The organism is Erwinia sp. PME.40.26/001, assembly GCF_055556675.1.
Map to the genome: position 1 here is coordinate 86,844 of NZ_JBVHNP010000012.1, position 20,320 is coordinate 107,163.

At 57.6% G+C, this 20,320-nt stretch carries 13 protein-coding genes and 1 pseudogene; 11 read left to right on the plus strand and 3 right to left on the minus strand.

Going from position 1 to position 20,320, the window contains the following annotated elements; translation table 11 throughout:
* Window positions 1–100: 100 nt before the first annotated feature.
* From ACZ3HG_RS21335 to ACZ3HG_RS21345, 3 genes are read right to left on the minus strand one after another with little or no spacing between them, the layout of a single operon-like run.
* Complete coding sequence (locus tag ACZ3HG_RS21335) at window positions 101–931, minus strand: hypothetical protein (protein WP_191935570.1); 831 nt, start codon at window positions 929–931, stop codon at window positions 101–103.
* Window positions 928–2,592 (minus strand): hypothetical protein, encoded by a 1,665-nt coding sequence (locus ACZ3HG_RS21340; RefSeq protein ID WP_465334331.1) that lies wholly within the window; start codon window positions 2,590–2,592, stop codon window positions 928–930. Before ACZ3HG_RS21340 ends, ACZ3HG_RS21335 begins: the two co-directional genes overlap by 4 nt.
* Window positions 2,593–2,607: 15 nt before the next feature.
* Entirely contained in the window at window positions 2,608–4,074 is a 1,467-nt protein-coding gene (locus ACZ3HG_RS21345) for an OmpA family protein (protein WP_465334333.1), read from the minus strand.
* Between the two features lie 366 nt (window positions 4,075–4,440).
* Between ACZ3HG_RS21345 and ACZ3HG_RS21350 the strand changes: the two genes are divergently transcribed.
* The 11 genes and pseudogenes from ACZ3HG_RS21350 to ACZ3HG_RS21400 all read left to right on the plus strand — a co-directional run.
* Window positions 4,441–5,370: a hypothetical protein gene (locus ACZ3HG_RS21350; protein WP_465334335.1), complete on the plus strand. Its 930-nt coding sequence runs from the start codon at window positions 4,441–4,443 to the stop codon at window positions 5,368–5,370.
* 487 nt (window positions 5,371–5,857) lie between these two features.
* Window positions 5,858–6,355, plus strand: coding sequence for a type VI secretion system contractile sheath small subunit (gene tssB, locus ACZ3HG_RS21355; RefSeq protein ID WP_465334337.1), 498 nt, complete (start codon window positions 5,858–5,860; stop codon window positions 6,353–6,355).
* 30 nt (window positions 6,356–6,385) lie between these two features.
* The gene (tssC, locus tag ACZ3HG_RS21360; protein WP_191936042.1) at window positions 6,386–7,933 is read left to right on the plus strand and encodes a type VI secretion system contractile sheath large subunit; all 1,548 of its coding nucleotides are present in this window, start codon (window positions 6,386–6,388) and stop codon (window positions 7,931–7,933) included.
* A gap of 15 nt (window positions 7,934–7,948) precedes the next feature.
* Entirely contained in the window at window positions 7,949–9,292 is a 1,344-nt protein-coding gene (tssK, locus tag ACZ3HG_RS21365) for a type VI secretion system baseplate subunit TssK (RefSeq protein ID WP_465334340.1), read from the plus strand.
* Window positions 9,289–9,978 (plus strand): type VI secretion system protein TssL, short form, encoded by a 690-nt coding sequence (tssL, locus tag ACZ3HG_RS21370; RefSeq protein ID WP_465334342.1) that lies wholly within the window; start codon window positions 9,289–9,291, stop codon window positions 9,976–9,978. The genes tssK and tssL overlap by 4 nt, the downstream gene beginning before the upstream one ends.
* Window positions 9,978–11,666 (plus strand): OmpA family protein, encoded by a 1,689-nt coding sequence (locus tag ACZ3HG_RS21375; protein ID WP_465334344.1) that lies wholly within the window; start codon window positions 9,978–9,980, stop codon window positions 11,664–11,666. The genes tssL and ACZ3HG_RS21375 overlap by 1 nt, the downstream gene beginning before the upstream one ends.
* A gap of 3 nt (window positions 11,667–11,669) precedes the next feature.
* A complete protein-coding gene (locus ACZ3HG_RS21380) occupies window positions 11,670–12,161 on the plus strand; it encodes an Hcp family type VI secretion system effector (protein ID WP_465334346.1) in 492 nt (163 codons plus the stop codon).
* A 459-nt stretch (window positions 12,162–12,620) separates the two neighbouring features.
* Complete coding sequence (gene tssH / locus ACZ3HG_RS21385; protein WP_465334348.1) at window positions 12,621–15,278, plus strand: type VI secretion system ATPase TssH; 2,658 nt, start codon at window positions 12,621–12,623, stop codon at window positions 15,276–15,278.
* Window positions 15,275–17,635, plus strand: coding sequence for a type VI secretion system Vgr family protein (locus tag ACZ3HG_RS21390; RefSeq protein WP_465334350.1), 2,361 nt, complete (start codon window positions 15,275–15,277; stop codon window positions 17,633–17,635). The genes tssH and ACZ3HG_RS21390 overlap by 4 nt, the downstream gene beginning before the upstream one ends.
* A gap of 558 nt (window positions 17,636–18,193) precedes the next feature.
* The gene (locus ACZ3HG_RS21395) at window positions 18,194–18,667 is read left to right on the plus strand and encodes a DUF3828 domain-containing protein (protein WP_465334352.1); all 474 of its coding nucleotides are present in this window, start codon (window positions 18,194–18,196) and stop codon (window positions 18,665–18,667) included.
* 359 nt (window positions 18,668–19,026) lie between these two features.
* Window positions 19,027–20,320: pseudogene (locus ACZ3HG_RS21400) on the plus strand (hypothetical protein); the annotation flags it as partial.

Genomic DNA, 20,320 nt, shown 5'->3' on the forward strand with positions numbered 1-20,320 from the left:
TCACTATGCAATAACTTCCGACAAAAATTTCCCAATAATAAAAAACGCGCTGACCATGAGGCCAGCGCGTTAAGGGAAAAGGGCGTACCGGGCGGAGAGTTTACTGCAGATCGACCGTCAGTTCCGGGGCACCAAAGCCGATCACCGTGGCGTGGGACGCCGAAAAATAGTCACGCCAGAACGCTTCCAGCTGCTGCATGATTTTTCCTGAACGGTAGTTATTTTTCGCCTCGCTGTCGATCAGCCCGGCCCCCGCAATGTAGATCCTGCTGCCGGCAAAATCGGCCAGCAGATGCTGTTTGCTGACGCGCTGCATCTCTTTTTCCGGCACCAGCAGGCGGATCTGATTATTGCTGTAGAAGCTGCCGAAATCGCTGTTTTCCAGCATATCCGACACCAGCAGAACGGTTTTCGCCTGCGCCGGCTCTGCCTTCAGATCGTCACTGATTCGCTTCAGGCTGTCCATGATCTCGCTTTTAGCAATATTATCGCCCTGCTCCGCGAAGGCACCTGCCAGCTTTTTGCCAATCGTCTGCTCAAAAAACTGTTTCTGCTGTGTCAGGCAGCCATCCAGAGATTTCAGGCTGTCCATGCCGAGGCTGTTGCGCGCTTTCTGATCGGTGAACGGGCCTTCCAGCTTGCCGTCGAAGGTGCGCTTCATGTAGTTGTCCTGCAGCAGAGCAGAGAACTGATACAGGATGATGTGGTCGCCAGGCTGGGCGAAGCGCAGCACCTGCTGCCAGATCGACTTTTTCAGTTCGGTCGGCACTTTCACCGTCTGGTCGACAATAATCACCAGCTCGCGCCCGCTGGCGGGCGGACGTTCGGCGTCGAGCCTGGCGTAGCTGTAGCAGCTCGGAATATCGTTACGTTCGGCAGCGTACAGCGTCGTGCTCATGCCCAGCAGGATCAGCGCGATAAGGGCTTTCATGCCGTTCCTCCCTGACGTGCCTTATTCAGCAGGGCCTGCACCTGCTGGCGCTTTTGCAGCGCGGGGAGGGCTAATCCCTGATCGTCGGCAATCAGCTGCAGTTCATCGGCGCTGAACGAGGTGAGATCGCCCAGAGCATGAATGCGCTGCTTCTCCTCCGCGTCATCGGCCAGGGGGGCCGCCGGAGCCGGGGCCGTCACCGGCGCGGCAGCCGGTGCGATGGCGGCGGCTGCGACAGGCTCCGGGACGACCGCCGGGGCGACTGCAGTCGGCTGAGGCACAGGAACCGCCTGAGTCACGGCCACAGGCGGCGCTGCAGGCGGGGCTGCAGGGACGGGCTGAGGCGCGGCATACTCCTGCATCTGGAGCTGCTGTTCGGCATCCAGCCGCGCTTTATCACGCACTTTGCCGCTGGCATAGTCCTGGAAGGTGGGCAGGGTATTCAGCGCTTCGCTCTGGCTGTTGGTGCGCTTCATCATCAGGCGATTTTGCAGCGAGGTCAGTTTCTCCTGGGCGTCGCGCTCTACGCGTTCGCGGCGCATCGCATGCCAGGTGGCAAACTCTTCTGAGCCGCTGAAGTTACCGATATATTTTGAGGCCGCTTTAGACTCAATGCCGGCAAAGGAGCGGAACAGGCCCACCAGAATACCGATCAGCTGAACGCCGACGAAAATCACCGACAGAATAATAAAGGTCAGCTTGGAGGCAAACACGCGGTTATCGCTGATCTCGTGCGCGGCCTGACGGTCGGCACGGGCATTATCTTCTACGGCCGCCGCAGGCAGGTCAAACGGCGACCCGGAGGCCGCTGCCGTCTGCTGGCTGAATGGCGAGCCGTTCACGGCCTGCGTATCAATAGAGTCAATGGTGGCGGCACGAACAAAGTAAGCACCGACCGCAAAGAACAGGATCAGCGCCAGGGCAATGCCGGTAGCCCAGTACTGCGGCTTCACCTGGGCGTTGTGGGTCACGCGGTTCAGCATCTGCAGATAGTTCGGGTCGTTATCGTCCAGCCGCGTGGTTTCCAGCGAGATCTGCGTATTTTTGCTCAGGCCTTTGGCCGTCCCGCCGTGGCGCGCTTCGGCATACCAGTAGCGGATCTTTTTCAGCAGGGTGTTTTTATGCAGTTCAGAGCCCATCAGGTGGGTTGCCGGCACCAGCACCACACCGATCAGTACCGAAATCACGATGGCAGAAAACTCCGCCTGGTTGGCAGAAATATTGTTCGCGATAAACGGTGACAGTACTAAGGCAAAAATAAAGGCTTCCAGCAGGACGAGGGCCACGCTGACGCACCACAGAATAATGCCGGTCGGCTTACGGCCGCGCTCGTCGACTTTATTCAGGTAGTTGACGCAGCGCAGATAGAAGTCAGCGTCCAGGTTAGAGGTTTTGTAATACTGCCAGTACTTGGCGCAGATCGCCTCTTCTGCCGGGTACCAGGCCAGGCCCCCCGTGCCACGGCGACGCGGCTCATGGCTGCGCGACAGGCGGGTAATATAGCCAAACAGCGGCAGGCTGCTCATCAGGTTCAGGAAGAAATAGCTCACCTGATCCCACCAGCGGATGAAAATGATGATCAGCGCCATCAACCCGACCAGCGGCCAAAAAATATAACGATATAAAGAGATCGCTTCGGCAATACTTTGCAGAAATTCCATTAACTGTTCCTGAATTTAAAGGCCAACGGGGGCGTAAGACGCCTGGTATGGGCTGTGATGATTGCTGTAAAAGAGTTGTCCCTGCTGCGCTTTCTTCGATTCTTTCGGTACCAGAAGATCGATACAGGAGAGCGCCTGCTGTTGCGCATTTTGCAGATAAACGCGATACAGGATGCTGTCTTCCCCCTCCCACGCGTTGGCGACGGCGGCAAGCGGGGCATCGGCTTTGCGGTTATGCCGGGTCTGATAATCGCGGGTGATATACACCTTCGGATTTTCCGTGACCGTGGCGTTATCACTCAGTACCCGTACCGGAGAGAGGGTCACCAAATGACCGTTAACCAGCCCGGCCCATGCGCGGCCATTCATGCCCGGCAGGTATTTTTTCGTTTCGCTGGTCTCGACTGTGCGGCCGCTGGCCAGGTTTTTCGCCTGACCACCAATGCGGGCGTTATCGCTGTAACAGCTTTTCATCACGCCGCCCGCATGGGCTTCTGAAATCAGGCTAAAGCCACTGCTGCGGGGTTTCAGGCTGGCGGCCAGTGAAGCGGTACTGCTGCTGACCGGCTGGCCACCAAAGTCCACGATCGCCGCCGGGCCGGAGGTGCCGGGCCGTGAGGCGGTGGTCGCAGGTGCTGTTGCTCTGACACTCCCGGTGTCGGTGGCCGCCGGTGGCGTGCGGGGGGCGCTGCTGACGGCAGGGGCGGTTTTTGCCGGTCTGCTACGGGCAGGCGCGCGCGTACTGGCCGGTTTGGCGCTTTCGCTGGCAGTGCCGTAGCGCAGATAGGCGAGGTTGCTGCCTTCCTGTTCCAGACGCTGTTTTAACAGGGCTTCACTGGCCAGGGCGGCAATCTCTACGCGGCGGTTGGCAGCGCGACCCTCGCTGGTATCATTGTCTGCGACCGGACGTGAAGAGCCTGCGCCCTGGAAATAGAGGTTTTTACCGCTCAGGCCGGCCTGTTCCAGCACCCGGCCGACGTTCTGCGCCCGCTGTTCAGACAGGCGCTGGTTAAGCTGCGGATTACCGGTGGCATCGGTATGGCCTACTACCAGGATCACCCCTCCCTGATCGCCCTCTTTCATTGCAGCCGCCAGTTTTTTAACCTGACGCAGACCATCAGAGGAGAGCTGTGCGCTGTTGGTGTCGAACATGCCTTTGTCCTGCACCTGTGCCACCAGGCCGACGGCCTGTTTGCTGCTTTTCGCCTGCGCTTCCAGCGTCCGGGTCTGGATGGCGATATGCTCTTCCGCAGCAATTTTGGCCAGTGCTTTTTCACGATTCTGCCAGATATTCCCGGCCGCACAGCCAGCCACACCGCCAATTAATCCGCCAGCGAGGGCTTTTTTGGCATCACCGGTGAGCAGATAGGTTAACCCGCCCCCCAGCGCCGCGCCGCCAACGCAGCCGATCGCGGTACCGTAGTCCTGACCGGCCTGATGCATCGTGGCACAGCTGGACGTCAGCGTTACCACGGCCGCCACTAGGCTGATTTTCCTTAATGGATACTGTCTCATTTCACCCCGTTCTCCTGCCTGAGAATAAAAACTGTCCGCTTTTTCATTATGAAAGAACGTCTTTAATAAAAAGTGGATCTGATTTTCTTGTTGTCAGTGCTGATAATTCAGAAATTTGTCTTAAGTTAGTCTGTTATACGACCTGTGCCTTTATACAAACGAATAGCTGCCCGGATAAACGAAATTATCAGGAGAATGGCATAGGTATCGGGTAGTTAGGGAAATCTGTAAAAATCCTTCATGCCCTGACGATATTATTGTAAGAGGGTGATGAAGGCGGCAAATAGTAGAACATTTAAACTCAGGCGGTCAATAAGTCGGGCGGGTAAACCGGTGATCGTTGTTATTAACGCCGGCCTGGCTTCGGGTGTTATATTTCGCCTCTTCTTTTCATTTATTCAGGTTCAGGGAACGATGACCTCTTCTTACGCCCGTCTTCTTTTATGTTCACTGCTCTTCGCCGGCACAAGCCACGCGGATGTGTCAGTTCACTCGCCGATGGGGGGGACTCTGACATTTTCTCAGAAAACAGCGGGGGAACATTACGCCACTGCGATGTGGGGTAAAATGGTGTTCTCGAATCGTCATGGTCAGGCTGACCTTACGCAGCCTGACCGTATCTATGAGAGCACGTCGCCTGTGTCTTCCTCCGGGCGCTATCTGGTGGTCAACAGCCTTTCCGGCGGTGATCTGGTGCAGGAAGATGGTTCGGTAGCCTATACCGACCGGGCCTATTGCAGCGTGGTGGATATGCGCAACGGCTGTATTACCAGTGACTGGTCGGGTGAAGCCTGTGGTTACACCTGGGTCGGGAAGGAAGATCGTCTGGCAAGCTCTGCCAGGCCTGACGCCGAAACCTTCGACTTCCTGTCCCAGCGGCCTACTGTGAAAGCGGCAGCATCGGATTTCGCCCTGCTGGAAGCCAGTCGCGTAAGTAACCTTTTGCGCTGTGATGCCCCGGGGAAAGAGAATATCAATGACTATCAGCGGCTGGCTAACGCTAACCCGGCAGCGGCAGGAATGATTAACCGTTATCTGCTGCGGTATGTAACCCGTACTGAGACTACTGCAACGGTGAAATCGCGCTCAGTTCTGTTCACGGAGGCGGAGGATCACAGTAAGACCCGGGGGTATCTGGTGTCAGGCGATCGCGTCAGGATCATCCAGCGTACATCTGGCGGGCAATGGGTGAATATAGGCTATGTGAATGCAAAAGGCTCCCCGCTGATTGCCTGGGTAAAAACCGAAACGCTCGACTTTTAACGCGTTTATTCACCAAAAGATTCCTGTTAATTCCGGGAGTTGCTGCCACCCCCTTTTGCCACCTGAACACTGTTTTTACAGGCTTTTTTCAGGCAGTTTGGGTGCCGCAGGGGATCGGCTGCGGGTGCGAAAATGTTGCCCTTTCTCCTCCCTGCTGTGCCTCTCATCAGATCACTTTGATGGGCGCTTCCCATAAGTTTTCTTTACTACTGTTTATAATAAGCCGTTACTTTAACGTTATTGCACTGACCCTGTGCCCCCGCCTGTCGCCATGAAATGTCTTTTTTTGTTAAATAAAATCGAAACAGTTAAATCATTTTATTCAGCAACTTAACTTAAATTACAAGAAAATTCCTATATAAATCAGCGCAAAAGATCCGATTTAAACGCTTGCTCCCTGTAAAAAGATTACTTTATAGTCACCTGTGCCCACACAAGGAACGTGTGTTTATCACGCTTTCCTTGCCCATTTTTTACAGGAAAAAATATGAGCAACTCTTATCAGAACGAGATTCCAAAAGCGCGCGTTAATATCCGGCTGGATCTGCACACCGGCGGGGCGCAGAAAAAAATGGAGCTGCCGTTAAAGCTGCTGGTTGCTGGCGATTTCAGCAACGGCCAGGAGCAGCGTGCGCTGTCCGAACGGGAAAAAGTCAACGTCAACAAAAACAACTTCGACAGCGTGCTGGCGGAGTTCTCTCCGGCACTCAATATCTCCGTTGAAAACACCCTGGCCGGCGACGGCAGCGAAGAGAGCGTCAGGCTCACCTTCCGCGACATGAAGGACTTCTCCCCGGAGCAGGTCGCCCGCCAGATCCCCCAGCTCAAAGCCATGCTGGCGATGCGTAACCTGCTGCGCGACCTGAAAGCCAACCTGCTGGATAACGTTACCTTCCGCAAAGAGCTGGAAACTATCCTGAAAAACCCCGCTCTGAGCGACGAACTGCGCAGCGAGCTGTCTGCCCTGGCGCCTGAAAAAGCCTGATCCCCCCCCTCACGGAATGATAGAGAGAAAATGCTGATGTCTGTGCAAAATGAAACCTCCTCCACCGGTGGTACCACCGTGCTGGATCGCCCCGCTGTGGGCGGTGTTTACGCCTCCCTGTTTGAAAAAATCAATCTCAGCCCGGTGACGCACCTCAGCGAACTGGATAGCTGGCAGGACAGCCAGGCGATGTCCGATGCCAGCGCCGGCGAGCGCGTCACCGCCGCAATGAAGGTGCTGGTGGAGTGCCTGAGCCAGTCGGGCACCCGGATTGAAAAACTGGATAAAACCCTGCTGGACCACCATATTGCCCGCCTGGACGGGCAGATCAGCCGCCAGCTCGATGCGGTGATGCACCACGAGGCGTTCCAGCAGGTGGAATCCCTGTGGCGCGGCCTGAAGTCGCTGGTGGACAAAACCGACTTCCGCCAGAACGTGAAAATCGAAGTGCTGGACCTGTCCAAGGACGATCTGCGCCAGGACTTCGAAGACGCGCCGGAAATCATTCAGAGCGGCCTCTACGCCCACACTTACATCGCCGAGTATGACACCCCGGGCGGCGAGCCGATTGGCGCGCTGATCTCGTCTTACGAGTTCGATGCCTCGGCCCAGGACGTGGCGCTGCTGCGTAACATCTCCAAAGTCGCCGCCTCCGCGCATATGCCGTTTATCGGCTCCGCCGGTCCGCAGTTCTTCCTGAAGGACAACATGGAAGACGTGGCGGCGATCAAAGATATCGGCAACTATTTCGACCGCGCCGAATACATCAAGTGGAAGTCATTCCGCGACACCGACGACTCGCGCTATATCGGGCTGGTGATGCCGCGCGTGCTCGGCCGCCTGCCGTACGGCCCGGACACCGTGCCGGTGCGCAGCTTCAACTACGTTGAAGAAGTGAAAGGCCCGGAGCACGATAAGTACCTGTGGACTAATGCCTCGTTTGCCTTCGCCGCCAACATGGTGAAAAGCTTTATCAACAACGGCTGGTGCGTGCAGATCCGTGGCCCGCAGGCGGGCGGTGCAGTGCAGGATCTGCCGATCCACCTGTACGACCTCGGCACCGGCAACCAGGTGAAGATCCCGTCTGAAGTGATGATCCCGGAAACCCGCGAGTTTGAGTTCGCCAACCTCGGCTTTATCCCGCTGTCGTACTACAAAAACCGCGACTACTCGTGCTTCTTCTCCGCCAACTCGACGCAGAAGCCGGCGCTGTACGACACCGCCGACGCCACGGCGAACAGCCGCATCAATGCGCGCCTGCCGTACATCTTCCTGCTGTCGCGCATTGCGCACTACCTGAAGCTGATCCAGCGTGAAAACATCGGTACCACCAAGGATCGCCGCCTGCTGGAGCTGGAGCTGAACACCTGGGTGCGCGGGCTGGTGACGGAAATGACCGATCCGGGCGACGAGCTGCAGGCGTCGCACCCGCTGCGCGATGCGAAAGTGATCGTGGAGGATATCGAAGACAATCCGGGGTTCTTCCGCGTGAAGCTGTTCGCCATTCCGCACTTCCAGGTGGAAGGGATGGACATCAACCTGTCTCTGGTCTCCCAGATGCCGAAAGCGAAAGCGTAAGGCGGGTTGTCAGGGATGAAAATTTATCGTCCGTTATGGAACGAGGGGGCGTTGCTGTCTCCTCAGCAGTTCCAGCAGCAGGCCGAATGGGGTTCTTTTCGCAGTGCAGGGGTGGCGGCGCTGGCCTCCCCGTTCCCATGGGGTACGGAAAAAGTCGAACTGGATGATGCGCTGCTGTCATCGGGGCTGATCCAGGTACGACACCTGCGGCTCTGGCTTGCTGACGGTACGCTGGTCGATACGCTCAGCAGCGATCTGCCCCCGGAACCGCGTGAACTGGGCGCGATGACGGGGCAGGATGCGGTCACCGTACTGCTGGCCCTTCCTCTGATGCAGTCAGGGATCAGCAACGTGCAGATGGAAACGTCTGCCGCTGAACGTCCGCTGCGTTATCGCGAAGAGTGGGTCACCGTGGCGGATGCCTTCGGACCTGAAGAAGAGTCGATGGCCGTCGCCCGGCACAATCTTGCGCTGCGGTTCGGGCATGAAAATAACGCGTACTGGAAAACCTGCCCGGTGGCACGTCTGATCCGGGATGGCCAGGGCGGCTGGCGACAGGATCCTACATTCGTTGCCCCCCTGGCCCTGTTCTCAGCCAGCCCGGCGCTGTGTGAACGGCTGGTGCTGCTCAACCGTCAGCTACGCTCCCGCCGTCAGCGTCTGATGTCGATGCGTCGCGAAAGTAACGAACGACTGGCCGACTTTGCGGTTGCGGACGTGTCGCTTTTCTGGCTGCTTAATGCGCTGAACTCTCACGCCCGGGTGCTGACCGAATATGAACGTTTCCCGGCCCGGCACCCTGAGCAGATCTGGGCAGAGCTGGCCCGTCTTGCTGGCAGCATGCTGACGTTCTCGCTCGACCACGATCTGGACGCCATTCCTGGCTATGACCATGAGGCGCCGGGCAATACGTTCCCGTTGCTGTTTGAACTGATCGCCGGTCTGCTGGAGGCGAGTCTGCCTTCGAGAGTGGTGGCCCTGCCAATGTCGCGTCCCGATGGGCAGACCTGGAAAGCCTCGCTCCACGATCTGCGCCTGCGAGAAGAAGCGGATTTGTATCTCTCGGTGCGATCCGATATTCCCGCCTGGCAGATTGCGGAACGTTTTCCTGATCTGTGTAAAGCCGGTTCACCGGACGACGTGAATGCGATTTACGGTGCCTCGCTGAAGGGGATCCCGCTGATTGCCGTCAGTCGGGTGCCCGCCGCGCTGCCGGTTCGGCTTGAGAACCAGTATTTTGCGCTGGATATGGAAAGTGTGGCCGCTGCCAGCATGCAGGAGCAGGGCGTGTGCATGTTCTACGTGCCTTCACTGCTCGGTGCGCTGGAGCTGGAGCTGTTTGCGGTGATGCGTTCATGAGAAAAGACCTCGATATCGATCAACTGATGGAAGACACCTGGCTGACGGTCACCCTGCTGCGCCAGGGGGCTGCGACGCCGGACGGCGACGCACTTTACAGGAACTGCTGTCAGCAGGTGGACAACGTGCGAAAAACGCTGCAAAGCGCGGGTTACGACGAGGCGAGTATTGGACATATTTCGTATGCCCAGTGTGCGCTGCTGGATGAAACCGTGATGAGCCGTAAGCCTGAGGATGCCGGGGGAGGGAAAGAGGCCGTTCTGGATGAGGGGCAGCGTGCCTGGCGCACGGCTCCGCTGCAGGCGAAGTATTTTGGATCTTTACACGCCGGGGAGGCCATCTGGGATCGTATCGCTGAAGTATTGCATCAGCCTGCCCCCGTTGAGGCCGTACTGGTGTGTTATCACCGTATTCTCGCGCTGGGATTTCAGGGGCTCTTCAGCGTGAATACCGTCAGCCAGACGCAGCGTAATGAGACTTTCAGAGCGCTTAGCGAGCGGGTACCTGCGCTGGATGCGGGCCTGTCTCTGATCGTTCACCGTACGGGACACCGCCGCTACAGTCTGCTGCGCTCCGTCTGGTTCTGGATTGGATTCGCCGTTGTACTGACTGGCCTGGTCTGGCTGGGTGGTCATCACTGGCTGCAGACGCTGCTGTCTTCACAGTTACCCGAGCTGCGACGTTAATGCGCAGATCAGCCGTTATCGGCGGCATTTTACCGATTCTGACGGGCAGTGCCGCACTGCTGTGGCTGCTGTGGGGGTTCGTGCCGCTTGCGATCTGGGTTAGCGTGCTCTGTACGCTGGTGATTGCCGGGGGGGCGTGCAGGCTGCTTTGGCTGTGCTGCCGTCGCCCGGCGTTGCTGGCAGGCGACATCCCGGACAGGGTGCTACCGCTGGCCGATACCCAGGGGCCCATCGTGCTGGTCTGCGGCGATGGGCTGGATACGTTATTCCCTGACCAGCCACTGCGCAAAACGGCGCAGGGCTGCTGGGTTAAGGTGGGTGACGTTAGCGCGTTAACTGCGGTTGTTCGTTCCATTAAGTCACTTCAGCCACACCAGGTCGGGCAGCTCTGCGTAATGTATGCCTGCCTGCCGGACGGTCATCAGGACGAAGGTGTGCTGCGCGCCTCAGTTAATGCCCTGCGTCAGCAAATCGGACAGCTGCACTCCCTGACTGGGTTTGATCTGCCGGTAGTGCTAAATGGTCAGTTTTCAGGGCCACAAACGCCGTGGACCATTGTGTACAACAGCCAGGCACGGGTCTGTCCGCCGGATGAGCCGGTGCTTGCCCTGGAGGAATGGCAGCAGAAGGCAGATAACATCACGACCTTGCCGGTATTGAGGCAGGCCTTTGGTTTTCTGCTGGAGGTGCTGGTGGATGAACTGACAAAACCCGATCGCTTTTGCCCGCCACTGTCGCCGTTTGCTGTGGTACTGCGCTGTGGTGCCACAGGCTATGACCGTGACTCATTGTGGTCACAGCGACTATTTACTCGTACCCGCCTTCATCCAGAACCTGCGGTAGCGAGAGACAAGCAAAATGAACGTTTTGCAGAGGCGCTGCTCCCCCTGCTTACCCCTTTCGCGTCGCCAGTTCAGGATAGTCAGGGTTTGCGCTGCGCTGTCTGGATACTGATGTTTTGTGCACTGACGGCGATCGGTTTTTCGGTGAAGAACAATCGTGACCTGATCCACCGGGTAGGGGTAAATCTCGCCCGGTGGCATCGCATCCCGATGGAACATGCTGGTGCAAAAGGGCAGTCACTGACCTCTCTGAAGCAGGATGCGTTGTTGCTTGAACGCTGGCAGCGGCAGGGAGAACCGCTGAACTACGCGCTCGGACTCTATCCGGGGCCGCGTCTATGGCTGGCTCTGCAACAGGCGATTGATTCCTATATCCCGCCCGCAGGCCATTCGGCGGCGGCCGACCATGAAGAAAAGCGCCCGAAAACCGTCCGGCTTAACAGCCTGTCGCTGTTTGACACCGGTAAAGCGGTGCTCAACACCGGCTCGCTGAAAATGCTGGTAAACGCGCTGGTGGATATTAAAGCCCGGCCTGGATGGCTGATTGTTGTCGCCGGGCACACGGACAGTACCGGGGAGGCGCTGGCTAATCAGCAACTGTCACTTAAGCGTGCTGAAGCGCTACGCGACTGGATGCTGCAGGCGGGTGATGTCTCGCCAACCTGCTTTGCGGTTCAGGGCTATGGCGCAACGCGGCCGGTAGCCTCTAACGCAACCCCGGAAGGCCGGGCGTTAAACCGCCGGGTCGAAATCAGTCTGGTGCCGCAGGCCGATGCCTGTCTGGCCCCAGCAACCCAGACGTCATCACAGGATGATGGCAAAACAGTAAGTTCTGATAAGGAGTAACACATGGCAATTCCAGTCTATCTCTGGCTGAAAGACGACGGCGGTGCGGACATCAAAGGCTCCGTGGATGTGAAGGACCGTGAAGGCAGCATTGAGGTGGTGGCGCAGGAACACAACCTGTACATCCCGACCGACAACAACACCGGCAAGCTTACCGGTACCCGCGTACACACGCCGTTCCTGTTCACCAAGGAAATCGACGCATCCAGTCCGTACCTCTACAAGGCGGTGACCACCGGACAGACCCTGAAGTCAGCGGAGTTCAAGTGGTACCGCATTAACGACGCGGGTCAGGAAGTGGAGTATTTCAACACCAAACTGGAGAACGTCAAGCTGGTGAAAGTGGCTCCGCTGATGCACGACATCAAGGACGTGGCGAAAGAGAAGCACAACCACCTGGAGCGCATTGAGCTGCGCTACGAAAAAATCACCTGGACCTACAAAGACGGCAACATCATTCATTCCGATTCATGGAACGAACGGACCACCGCCTGAATAACCCGTCATTCTTTGCGGCGCAGGTGCGCTGGCAACGTGACCTGGCCCATCCGTGGGCTTCGCCCTGTCAGGGCCGCTGCAAACCGCCTTCAAATCTGCTCCTGCAGATTTGTCGGCAGTCCCGGTCACAGAGTTATCTGTGCTCCCGTGGGCTGGCTCACTTGCCGCGTGACGCGACCCGGTATGGGTCCCGCCCCTTCGGGGCCGGCACGAATGCTGTTCAAAAACGCAATGCGTTTATGTCCTGCGACACGAATTATTGAGGGGAACTGAACACCGGCAGGCGGTTCGCCGCCTGCCGTTTTGTTTGCTGAGCCGCTCCCCGCGTGGCGGCTCAGCAAACTCCCTGCAACGTACTGCCTTCCGACCCCATGCGCTCCGGGTTCCTGACCAGAAGGAATAGCGATGGGCGGTAGCGTGTCTGAATCTGATTAATTACGGAAGAGAGAACAACCTATGGAAAACCAGTCAGCCGTCCTGCTTCGTCGTTTAAACCCGTTCTGCGCTCGCGCACTGGAGGCCGCTGCCTCGCTGTGTCAGACCCGCGCCCACGATGAAATCCGCATTGAACACTGGTTGCTTAAGCTGCTGGAGCAGGGGGAGGGCGACATCACCGTGCTGGCCCGCCGCTACGAGTGGGATATGGACGGTATCTGGCAGGATCTTCTGGGCTGGCTCGACCACCTGCCGCGTTCGGTGCGAACCCGCCCGGGGCTGTCCGACGCGCTGCTGATCCTGATGAAACAGGCCTGGCTGATTGCCTCGCTGGAGGATGACGACGTCCACATCCGCAGCCACCATCTGCTGGCGGCGCTGATTGAGAAGCCATCGCTGATTGCCTGCGACGGGCTGTGGCCGCTGCTGAGCCTCGGCCGCGTACAGATGGAACGCCTGCGCCCGCTGCTGGACGCGCAGTCCGACGAGCGACCGGAAGTGCAGCAGGAAGAGAGCCTGAATCAGTCACCGTCAACGCTCGGCGATGCGGATGCTGACGTCAGTCCCGCCGACGGTAGCGCACTGAGCGAGGCACTGCAGGGCGCGCTCGACAGGTTCACCCTCGATATTACCGCTAAAGCGAAAGCGGGCAGCATTGACCCGGTATTCGGCCGCGACAGCGAAATCCGCCAGATGGTCGATATCCTCTCAAGACGTCGCAAGAACAACCCGATTCTGGTTGGCGAGCCGGGCGTGGGGAAAACCGCGCTGGTCGAGGGGCTGGCGCTGCGCATTGCCGGGGGCAACGTGCCGGACAGCCTGAAAACCGTCAGCGTTCGCACGTTGGATCTGGGCCTGTTACAGGCCGGGGCGGGGGTGAAGGGTGAGTTTGAGCAGCGCCTGAAGAACGTGATTGAGGCCGTGCAGCAGTCGCCAGCCCCGGTGCTGCTGTTTATCGACGAGGCGCACACCATCATTGGCGCGGGCAACCAGGCGGGCGGGGCCGACGCCGCCAATCTGCTGAAGCCTGCGCTGGCGCGCGGTGAGCTGCGCACCATCGCTGCCACGACCTGGAGCGAGTACAAGCAGTACTTCGAGAAGGACGCCGCACTGGAGCGCCGTTTCCAGATGGTGAAGGTCGATGAGCCGGACACGGATACCGCCTGCCTGATGCTCAGGGGCCTGAAGTCGCGCTACGCGCAGCACCACGGTGTACACATCACCGACGACGCGGTGAAGGCGGCGGTCAGCCTGTCGCGCCGTTACCTGACGGGCCGCCAGCTGCCGGACAAGGCAGTGGATCTGCTGGACACCGCCGCCGCCCGCGTGCGTATGAGCCTCGACACGGTGCCAGAGGCCATCACCCTGCTGAACGCGCAGCTAACCGCACTGACGCTGGAAGAGCAGGCCCTGATGGAAGATATTGCCGCGGGTAGCGGCAGGCATAGCGAGCGTTTGAGCGCCATCGCAGAGATTCGCGCAGAACGGGAAGCACAGCGCGGGCAGCAGGAAGTGCACTTTGCCGCGCAGCAGGAACTGGCGCAGCAGCTGATGGCCCACCGCCAGAATGAACGGCCGCAGGCGGAGATAGCTGCCGTCCAGCAGCGGCTGGCCGCCCTGCAGCAGCAGGACGCGCTGATCCAGGTGGACGTTGACGTCCGCACCGTCGCCAACGTGATTGCCGACTGGACCGGGGTGCCGCTCTCCTCGTTAATGAAGGACGAGCAGACCGGGCTGCTGACCCTGGAAGCGGAAATCGGCAGGCGCGTGATAGGCCAGGACACGTCGCTTAACGCTATCGCACAGCGTCTGCGTGCCGCCAAAACCGGGCTGACCAGCGAGAACGGGCCGCAGGGCGTATTTCTGCTGGTCGGGCCGAGCGGCACCGGCAAGACCGAGAGCGCGCTGGCGCTGGCCGACGTGCTGTACGGCGGCGAGAAGTCGCTGATCACCATCAACCTTTCCGAATACCAGGAGGCGCACACTGTTTCCCAGTTGAAAGGCTCGCCGCCGGGCTACGTCGGCTACGGTCAGGGCGGCATTCTGACCGAGGCGGTGCGCAAACGCCCGTACAGCGTGGTACTGCTCGACGAGGTGGAAAAAGCGCACCGCGACGTGCTGAACCTGTTCTACCAGGTGTTTGACCGCGGCTTTATGCGCGACGGCGAAGGACGCGAAATCGACTTCCGCAACACGGTGATCCTGATGACCTCCAACCTTGGCAGCGACGCCATCATGCAGCTGCTGGAAGAAAACCCGCAGGCGACGGAGGCGGATTTACAGGAGCTGCTGCGTCCGACGCTGCGCGACCACTTCCAACCCGCGCTGCTGGCCCGCTTCCAGACGGTGATTTACCGACCGCTGTCAGAGGAGGCGATGCGCACCATCGTCGGTATCAAGCTGAACCAGGTCAGCCAGCGCCTGGCGCGCCACTACGGCCTGACAACCACGATGGGCGACGCGCTGCCTGCGGCCCTGACCGCCGCCTGCCTGCTGCCGGACACCGGGGCGCGCAACGTCGACAGCCTGCTGAACCAGCAGATTCTGCCGGTACTGAGCCAGCAGCTGCTGCAGCACATGGCCGCGCAGCACAAGCCCCGGCACCTGACGATGGACTGGGATCAGGAGGAGGGGATTGTGCTGGAGTTTGATCAACATGCAGAGGGAGTCTTGCAATGAGTGATCGAGTACAAAAGGTGGGCAGCCTGATAAAACGGCTGCCGGGCCAGTCGCGCTACCGGGTTGATGTGCACGACTGCCCGCACTCTCTTGACGTGCTGAAGTTCCGCGCAGAGGAAACCCTGAGCCAGCCCTGGTGGTACCACGTCTCCGTCACCTGCGCCTCCCCGGATATCGACTGTGCCACGCTGCTGCTTAAGCCGGCTTCATTTACTTATCAGGTGCCGGAGTTTACCGGGGCGGCGGGCAATCCGCTGCGCACGATGTATGGGGTGGTGCAGTCGTTCCGCCGCGTCTCCTCCTCCGGGGAGGACACCCGTTACGCTCTGCGCATGGTGCCGCGCATCGCGCTGCTGGCGCACAGCCAGAACAGCGCCATTTTCCTCAATCAGTCAGTCACCGACGTGGTGGAGCAGGTATTGCGTAAACACGGCCTTGAGGGGCCGGACTTTGAGTTTCGTCTGTCGCGTGACTACCCGGTACGCGAACTGATCACCCAGTGGCGCGAAACCGACCTGAGTTTTGTGCAGCGCCTGCTGGCGGAAGTGGGCATCTTCTGGCGCTTTGAGATGGACGGGCGCCTGGAGCAGGACGTGGTGATATTTCAGGACACGCAGGAACAGTATCAGTTCGGCGTCACGCTGCCGCAGCGCAACCCGGCGGGCTCGGGCATGAGCGATGCCGGGCAGGAGAGCGTCTGGGACATTCATACTGCATCCCGCGTGGTCAGTGCTGGCGTGGCGACCCGCGACTATAACTATCGCGAAGCACTGATCCCGCAGGACAGCGCTGAGAGCGTCAGCAGCGCAGAGGGGATCACCACCGGAGAGGTTTACCACTACGCGGAGCCGTTCCTCTCCGCAGGTGACCCCGACAGCCCGGAGAGCGGGGCCTTCTACGCCCGCCTGCGCCATGAGCGCATCCTTAACGGGCAGCATATCGTCGGCGGGCGGTCCACCAGCCCGCAGCTGGCCCCGGGACAGGTACTGGAAACGGATCGCAGCCTGCCCGCCGTGGTGCAGGACGGCATTGTGATTACCTCGGTACGCAGCAGAGGCTCCCGCGACAGCAGCTTTGTATCCGTATTTGAAGGCATCCCCTACAGCGAGACCGTCTGCTACCGGCCGGCGCGGGTTAACCGCCCGCTGATTGCCGGTGCGCTGCCTGCACGGGTGGAGAGCACTGAGCAGGGGGATATCTATGCCTGGCTGGACGACCAGGGGCGCTACCGCGTCAGGCTGGACTTTGACCGCAGCGGCACCGGACAGGGCTACGCCTTTCTGTGGCTGCGCATGGCGAAGCCCTACGCCGGAGACACTTACGGCTGGCACGCGCCGCTGCTGGACGGCACCGAAGTGGCCGTGGCATTCGACGGCGGCGACCCGGACCGCCCTTACATTGCCCACGCCCGGCACGACTCGGCGCACCCGGACCACGTCACCAGCGATAACCACACGCGCAATATCTGGCGCACCCCGGCGCACAACGAGCTGCGGATGGAAGATTTACGCCAGAAAGAGCATATCCATCTCACTACCGAGTACGGCAAAACCCAGCTCGGCATGGGGCATCTGGTCGACGACCAGAATACGCAGCGCGGGGCAGGGTTTGAGCTGCGCACCGACGAATACGGCGCGGTACGAGCGGCAAAGGGCCTGTTCCTGACGGCGGAGCAGCAACCGAAGGCGCAGGGGGATGTGCTGGAAATGGCTCCCGCCGTCAGCCAGATAAAGCAGGCCAACGGCCAGATGCAGGCGCTGAATGACGCCGCGAAAGCGGCCGGGGCGCTGCTTACGGACATCGGCACCCAGACTCACCTTGTGAATGAGCGCATCGAGGCGCTGCGCTCGGCGGTGCTGCTGGCTAGCGCGCCGCAGGGCGTGGCCCTGACCTCGGGTGAACACCTGCAGCTGACCAGTACGCGCAACACCATGATCAACGCCGGGCAGCATCTGGATATCGGTGCGATGAAAAATCTCTCCGTGGTGGTGGAGAAAGCGCTGGGGCTGTTCGTCCATAAAGCCGGGGCGAAGCTGGTGGCCAATCAGGGCGATATCGAGATTCAGGCACAGCACAACACCCTGAATCTGTTCGCCAGACAGCAGGTGACGATCACCAGCAGCGAAGATGAAATCATCATCAGCACGCCGAAAACCCTGACGCTGAACGGCGGCGGATCGTACCTGAAGCTGAGCGGAAACGGTATCGAGCACGGTTCGAACGGGGACTATGTCGTTAAAACCTCGAACTACCTGGTACCGGGATCGGGGGCGGATCTTCCCTTTGAAACTTCTGATTTTGACCTGACAGATGTCAGTGAAGTCAACCTGGTTACAAGTAGATCATTCAATGACTGAGAAAACATTATGAACGGAATGGTATGTAGCGTTAGAAATGCTTGTATATCAATTATCTTACTTTTTTTCACAGTGTGTATGATGTTCTACAGTTCAATACCCTGCGGCTATCGTTAAAGGTTTTTATCACTCGAACTTGAATGAAGATTCAAAAGAGAGTTCAGAATTACTTAGCAAGTATGTTTCCAGTAAGCTCATTCAAAATATAACTGCCTCATCTGATGCAATCATAACTCAGATGATTAATCATCAGATTCTGAACTGGAGAAAATTTGCAGTCAGAAACGGGAGTGTAAGGATTGTAAGGGTGGTTATATTTGTAATTGGAGTGGTTTCTGGGTGGGGCAGATGTTGATTATTTTATAAAGTCACAAGATATTTATCCGTCCAGGGGAAAGGACATCAAAGCTGTAGCCATCTCACAAAGCGACAGTGAATCCGTAATTGAAGTGTCTTTAGGTACCGGCCCTGTGATGAATCTTAGAGTAAAGATGAAACTGGAGAAGGACTTATGAAAAATAATCAGCGTAATGGAATGGTAACTTAAAGGAAGGTTTTATGAATATTAAAACAGTAGTGAAAACCGTAATTTTTTTTACTGCACTGATGTTTTTTTCGGTGTCTGGCCAGTCATCTGATCGTCAAGTAATTAATAAGCCACAAAATGTGGTCATTGCGTTTTACACGGAGTATTTATCTGCGTTGAACGACCCGGATACTGAGTCAGGGTTAACAAAATCACAAAATGCGATTGATAAATACACAAATAAAAACCTGAGAAAACTACAGGATGAGAATGATTCAGGCGCGGACTACTTTTTATCAGCTCAGGAAGCATGCCCAGACTGGTTGAACCATATTACAGTTCATCAAGAAAAGATAAAAAATAATATTGCAGAACTAGAGTTAAACCTTGGGGTTGGAAATAGCCTGTCAGTTTATGATGTTCATATGGTGATGGAAAATAGTCACTGGTTAATGGACTCAGTTGAATTTAAATCAAGAAAAACAGAAGGCTGTTATCAGGATTAATGGTGGGTATTATGTTAGATATAGATAAAGCCATTTTAAAGTTAAATTCAAATGCTGCCATTATTGCCAGTGATAATGCACTGAGATTCAAAAGAAAAGAGACGACAACGCTTAAGTATGGACGGTCTCAATGTGCGCATTACGTTAAACTCGCACTTATTAATGGTGGTTTGTCCTCCAAAAATTCCGGGATAGAGTCAGCGAGAAATTATGGTCCATGGTTGACGGAAAACGGATTTAAAGCAGTAAGTGATAGCACTACTGTCCGAAGTGGTGGCGCGTACAATATTTCAGGCCAGCAGAAGGGTGATGTTGTCATCATTCAGGCCGCACCGGGCCACCAACATGGACATATAGCCATGTTTAATGGTTCTGTATGGGTATCAGATTTTTCACAGGTGAATGGCTTCTATCCTGCGAAAATATACAGAGATAACAATATACCCTACATCCTTTATCGCTATTCTGATGGTTCGGCGGCTGCGGATGAACCGACGGGTGCTAAAGGTAATAATAAAATATTTTACCCAGTAGCAAAACTGAGCGGCCAGGAGTTTACCCGGCAGGAAGAGATCCTGGCGCATCTGGAAGGGGAATCAACCGGGACCTATATGATTGGGCGCAACGGTATGTGGCACGGTGGTATTCATATCACCAATGCGACAACGCCATGGTGTGCGTTAAGCGGCAATGCCGCATCAGAGAAAATTGATTTCCCGGTTACCTATGAAGGTGAGCAGGCCGTCCGCTGCATGGTGGATGGGGAAGTCGTGGCCTACCGTATCTGTAAAGATTATCTGCAGATCCCCTGGGAAACCGGTCCGCTGCACTGTTCCGGTTCGTTCGTGCTGGTAAAGCATTACATCCAGCCGGGAAAAACGGGAAAAAGCGGGCTGCATTTCTTCACGCTGTACATGCACCTGGCACCGTATTCCGCCTATGAGAAAGAGCAGGACGATACGCTTTGGGTGGTGCAGGATAAGCTGACAGCCTATGACCCGGAATGGGTGATGGTAGCAGGTTCGGATACTGCTGCCGCCAGGAACCACTATCGCAAGGGTACCGTCCCAAAGGGCGCGATTGTTGAGTGGGATCCGGCTGACACCAACCTGCACGCGACAGCGTATAACCAGCGTGGATACGGGCTTGTTACCTTCAGGAGCCTCAGTGATGACGCGCAGAAGAAAGGTGAAAAAACCACGCTGACGCCCGGCCAGCAGTACTGGATGCTGGTGGATAAAAAGAATATCACCCAGGCCACGGCGGGTGCTGAGCGACCGTCGTGGTGGAAGAAGCTGTTACCGCCCGCTAAAGAGGTGATGCAGTTTGACCGGGTTGTCTGCCCGCCGCCGTATGCCATCAGCGCCGGAGATTCGGTCGGGCATCTGGGGTATTTCCAGGTGGCGAAAGATGGCGGCTATGAGCCGCGCTACCAGGTGCATATTGAGTGCGTCAGCATGGACGATAACCTGCCGGAGTTCCTCAATAACCCTGAGAAAGTGGGCGAGAATAATCCTCTGTGGCTGAAGTATTCTCCCGGGCTTGAACTGTATAAGAAGGATGTTAAAACCGGGAGCTTCAGTAAGGACGGCAGAACCACGGCCCGGTCAGGTATTCTGACGCTGAGCAGGGTATCTTCGGAAACCGACAAGG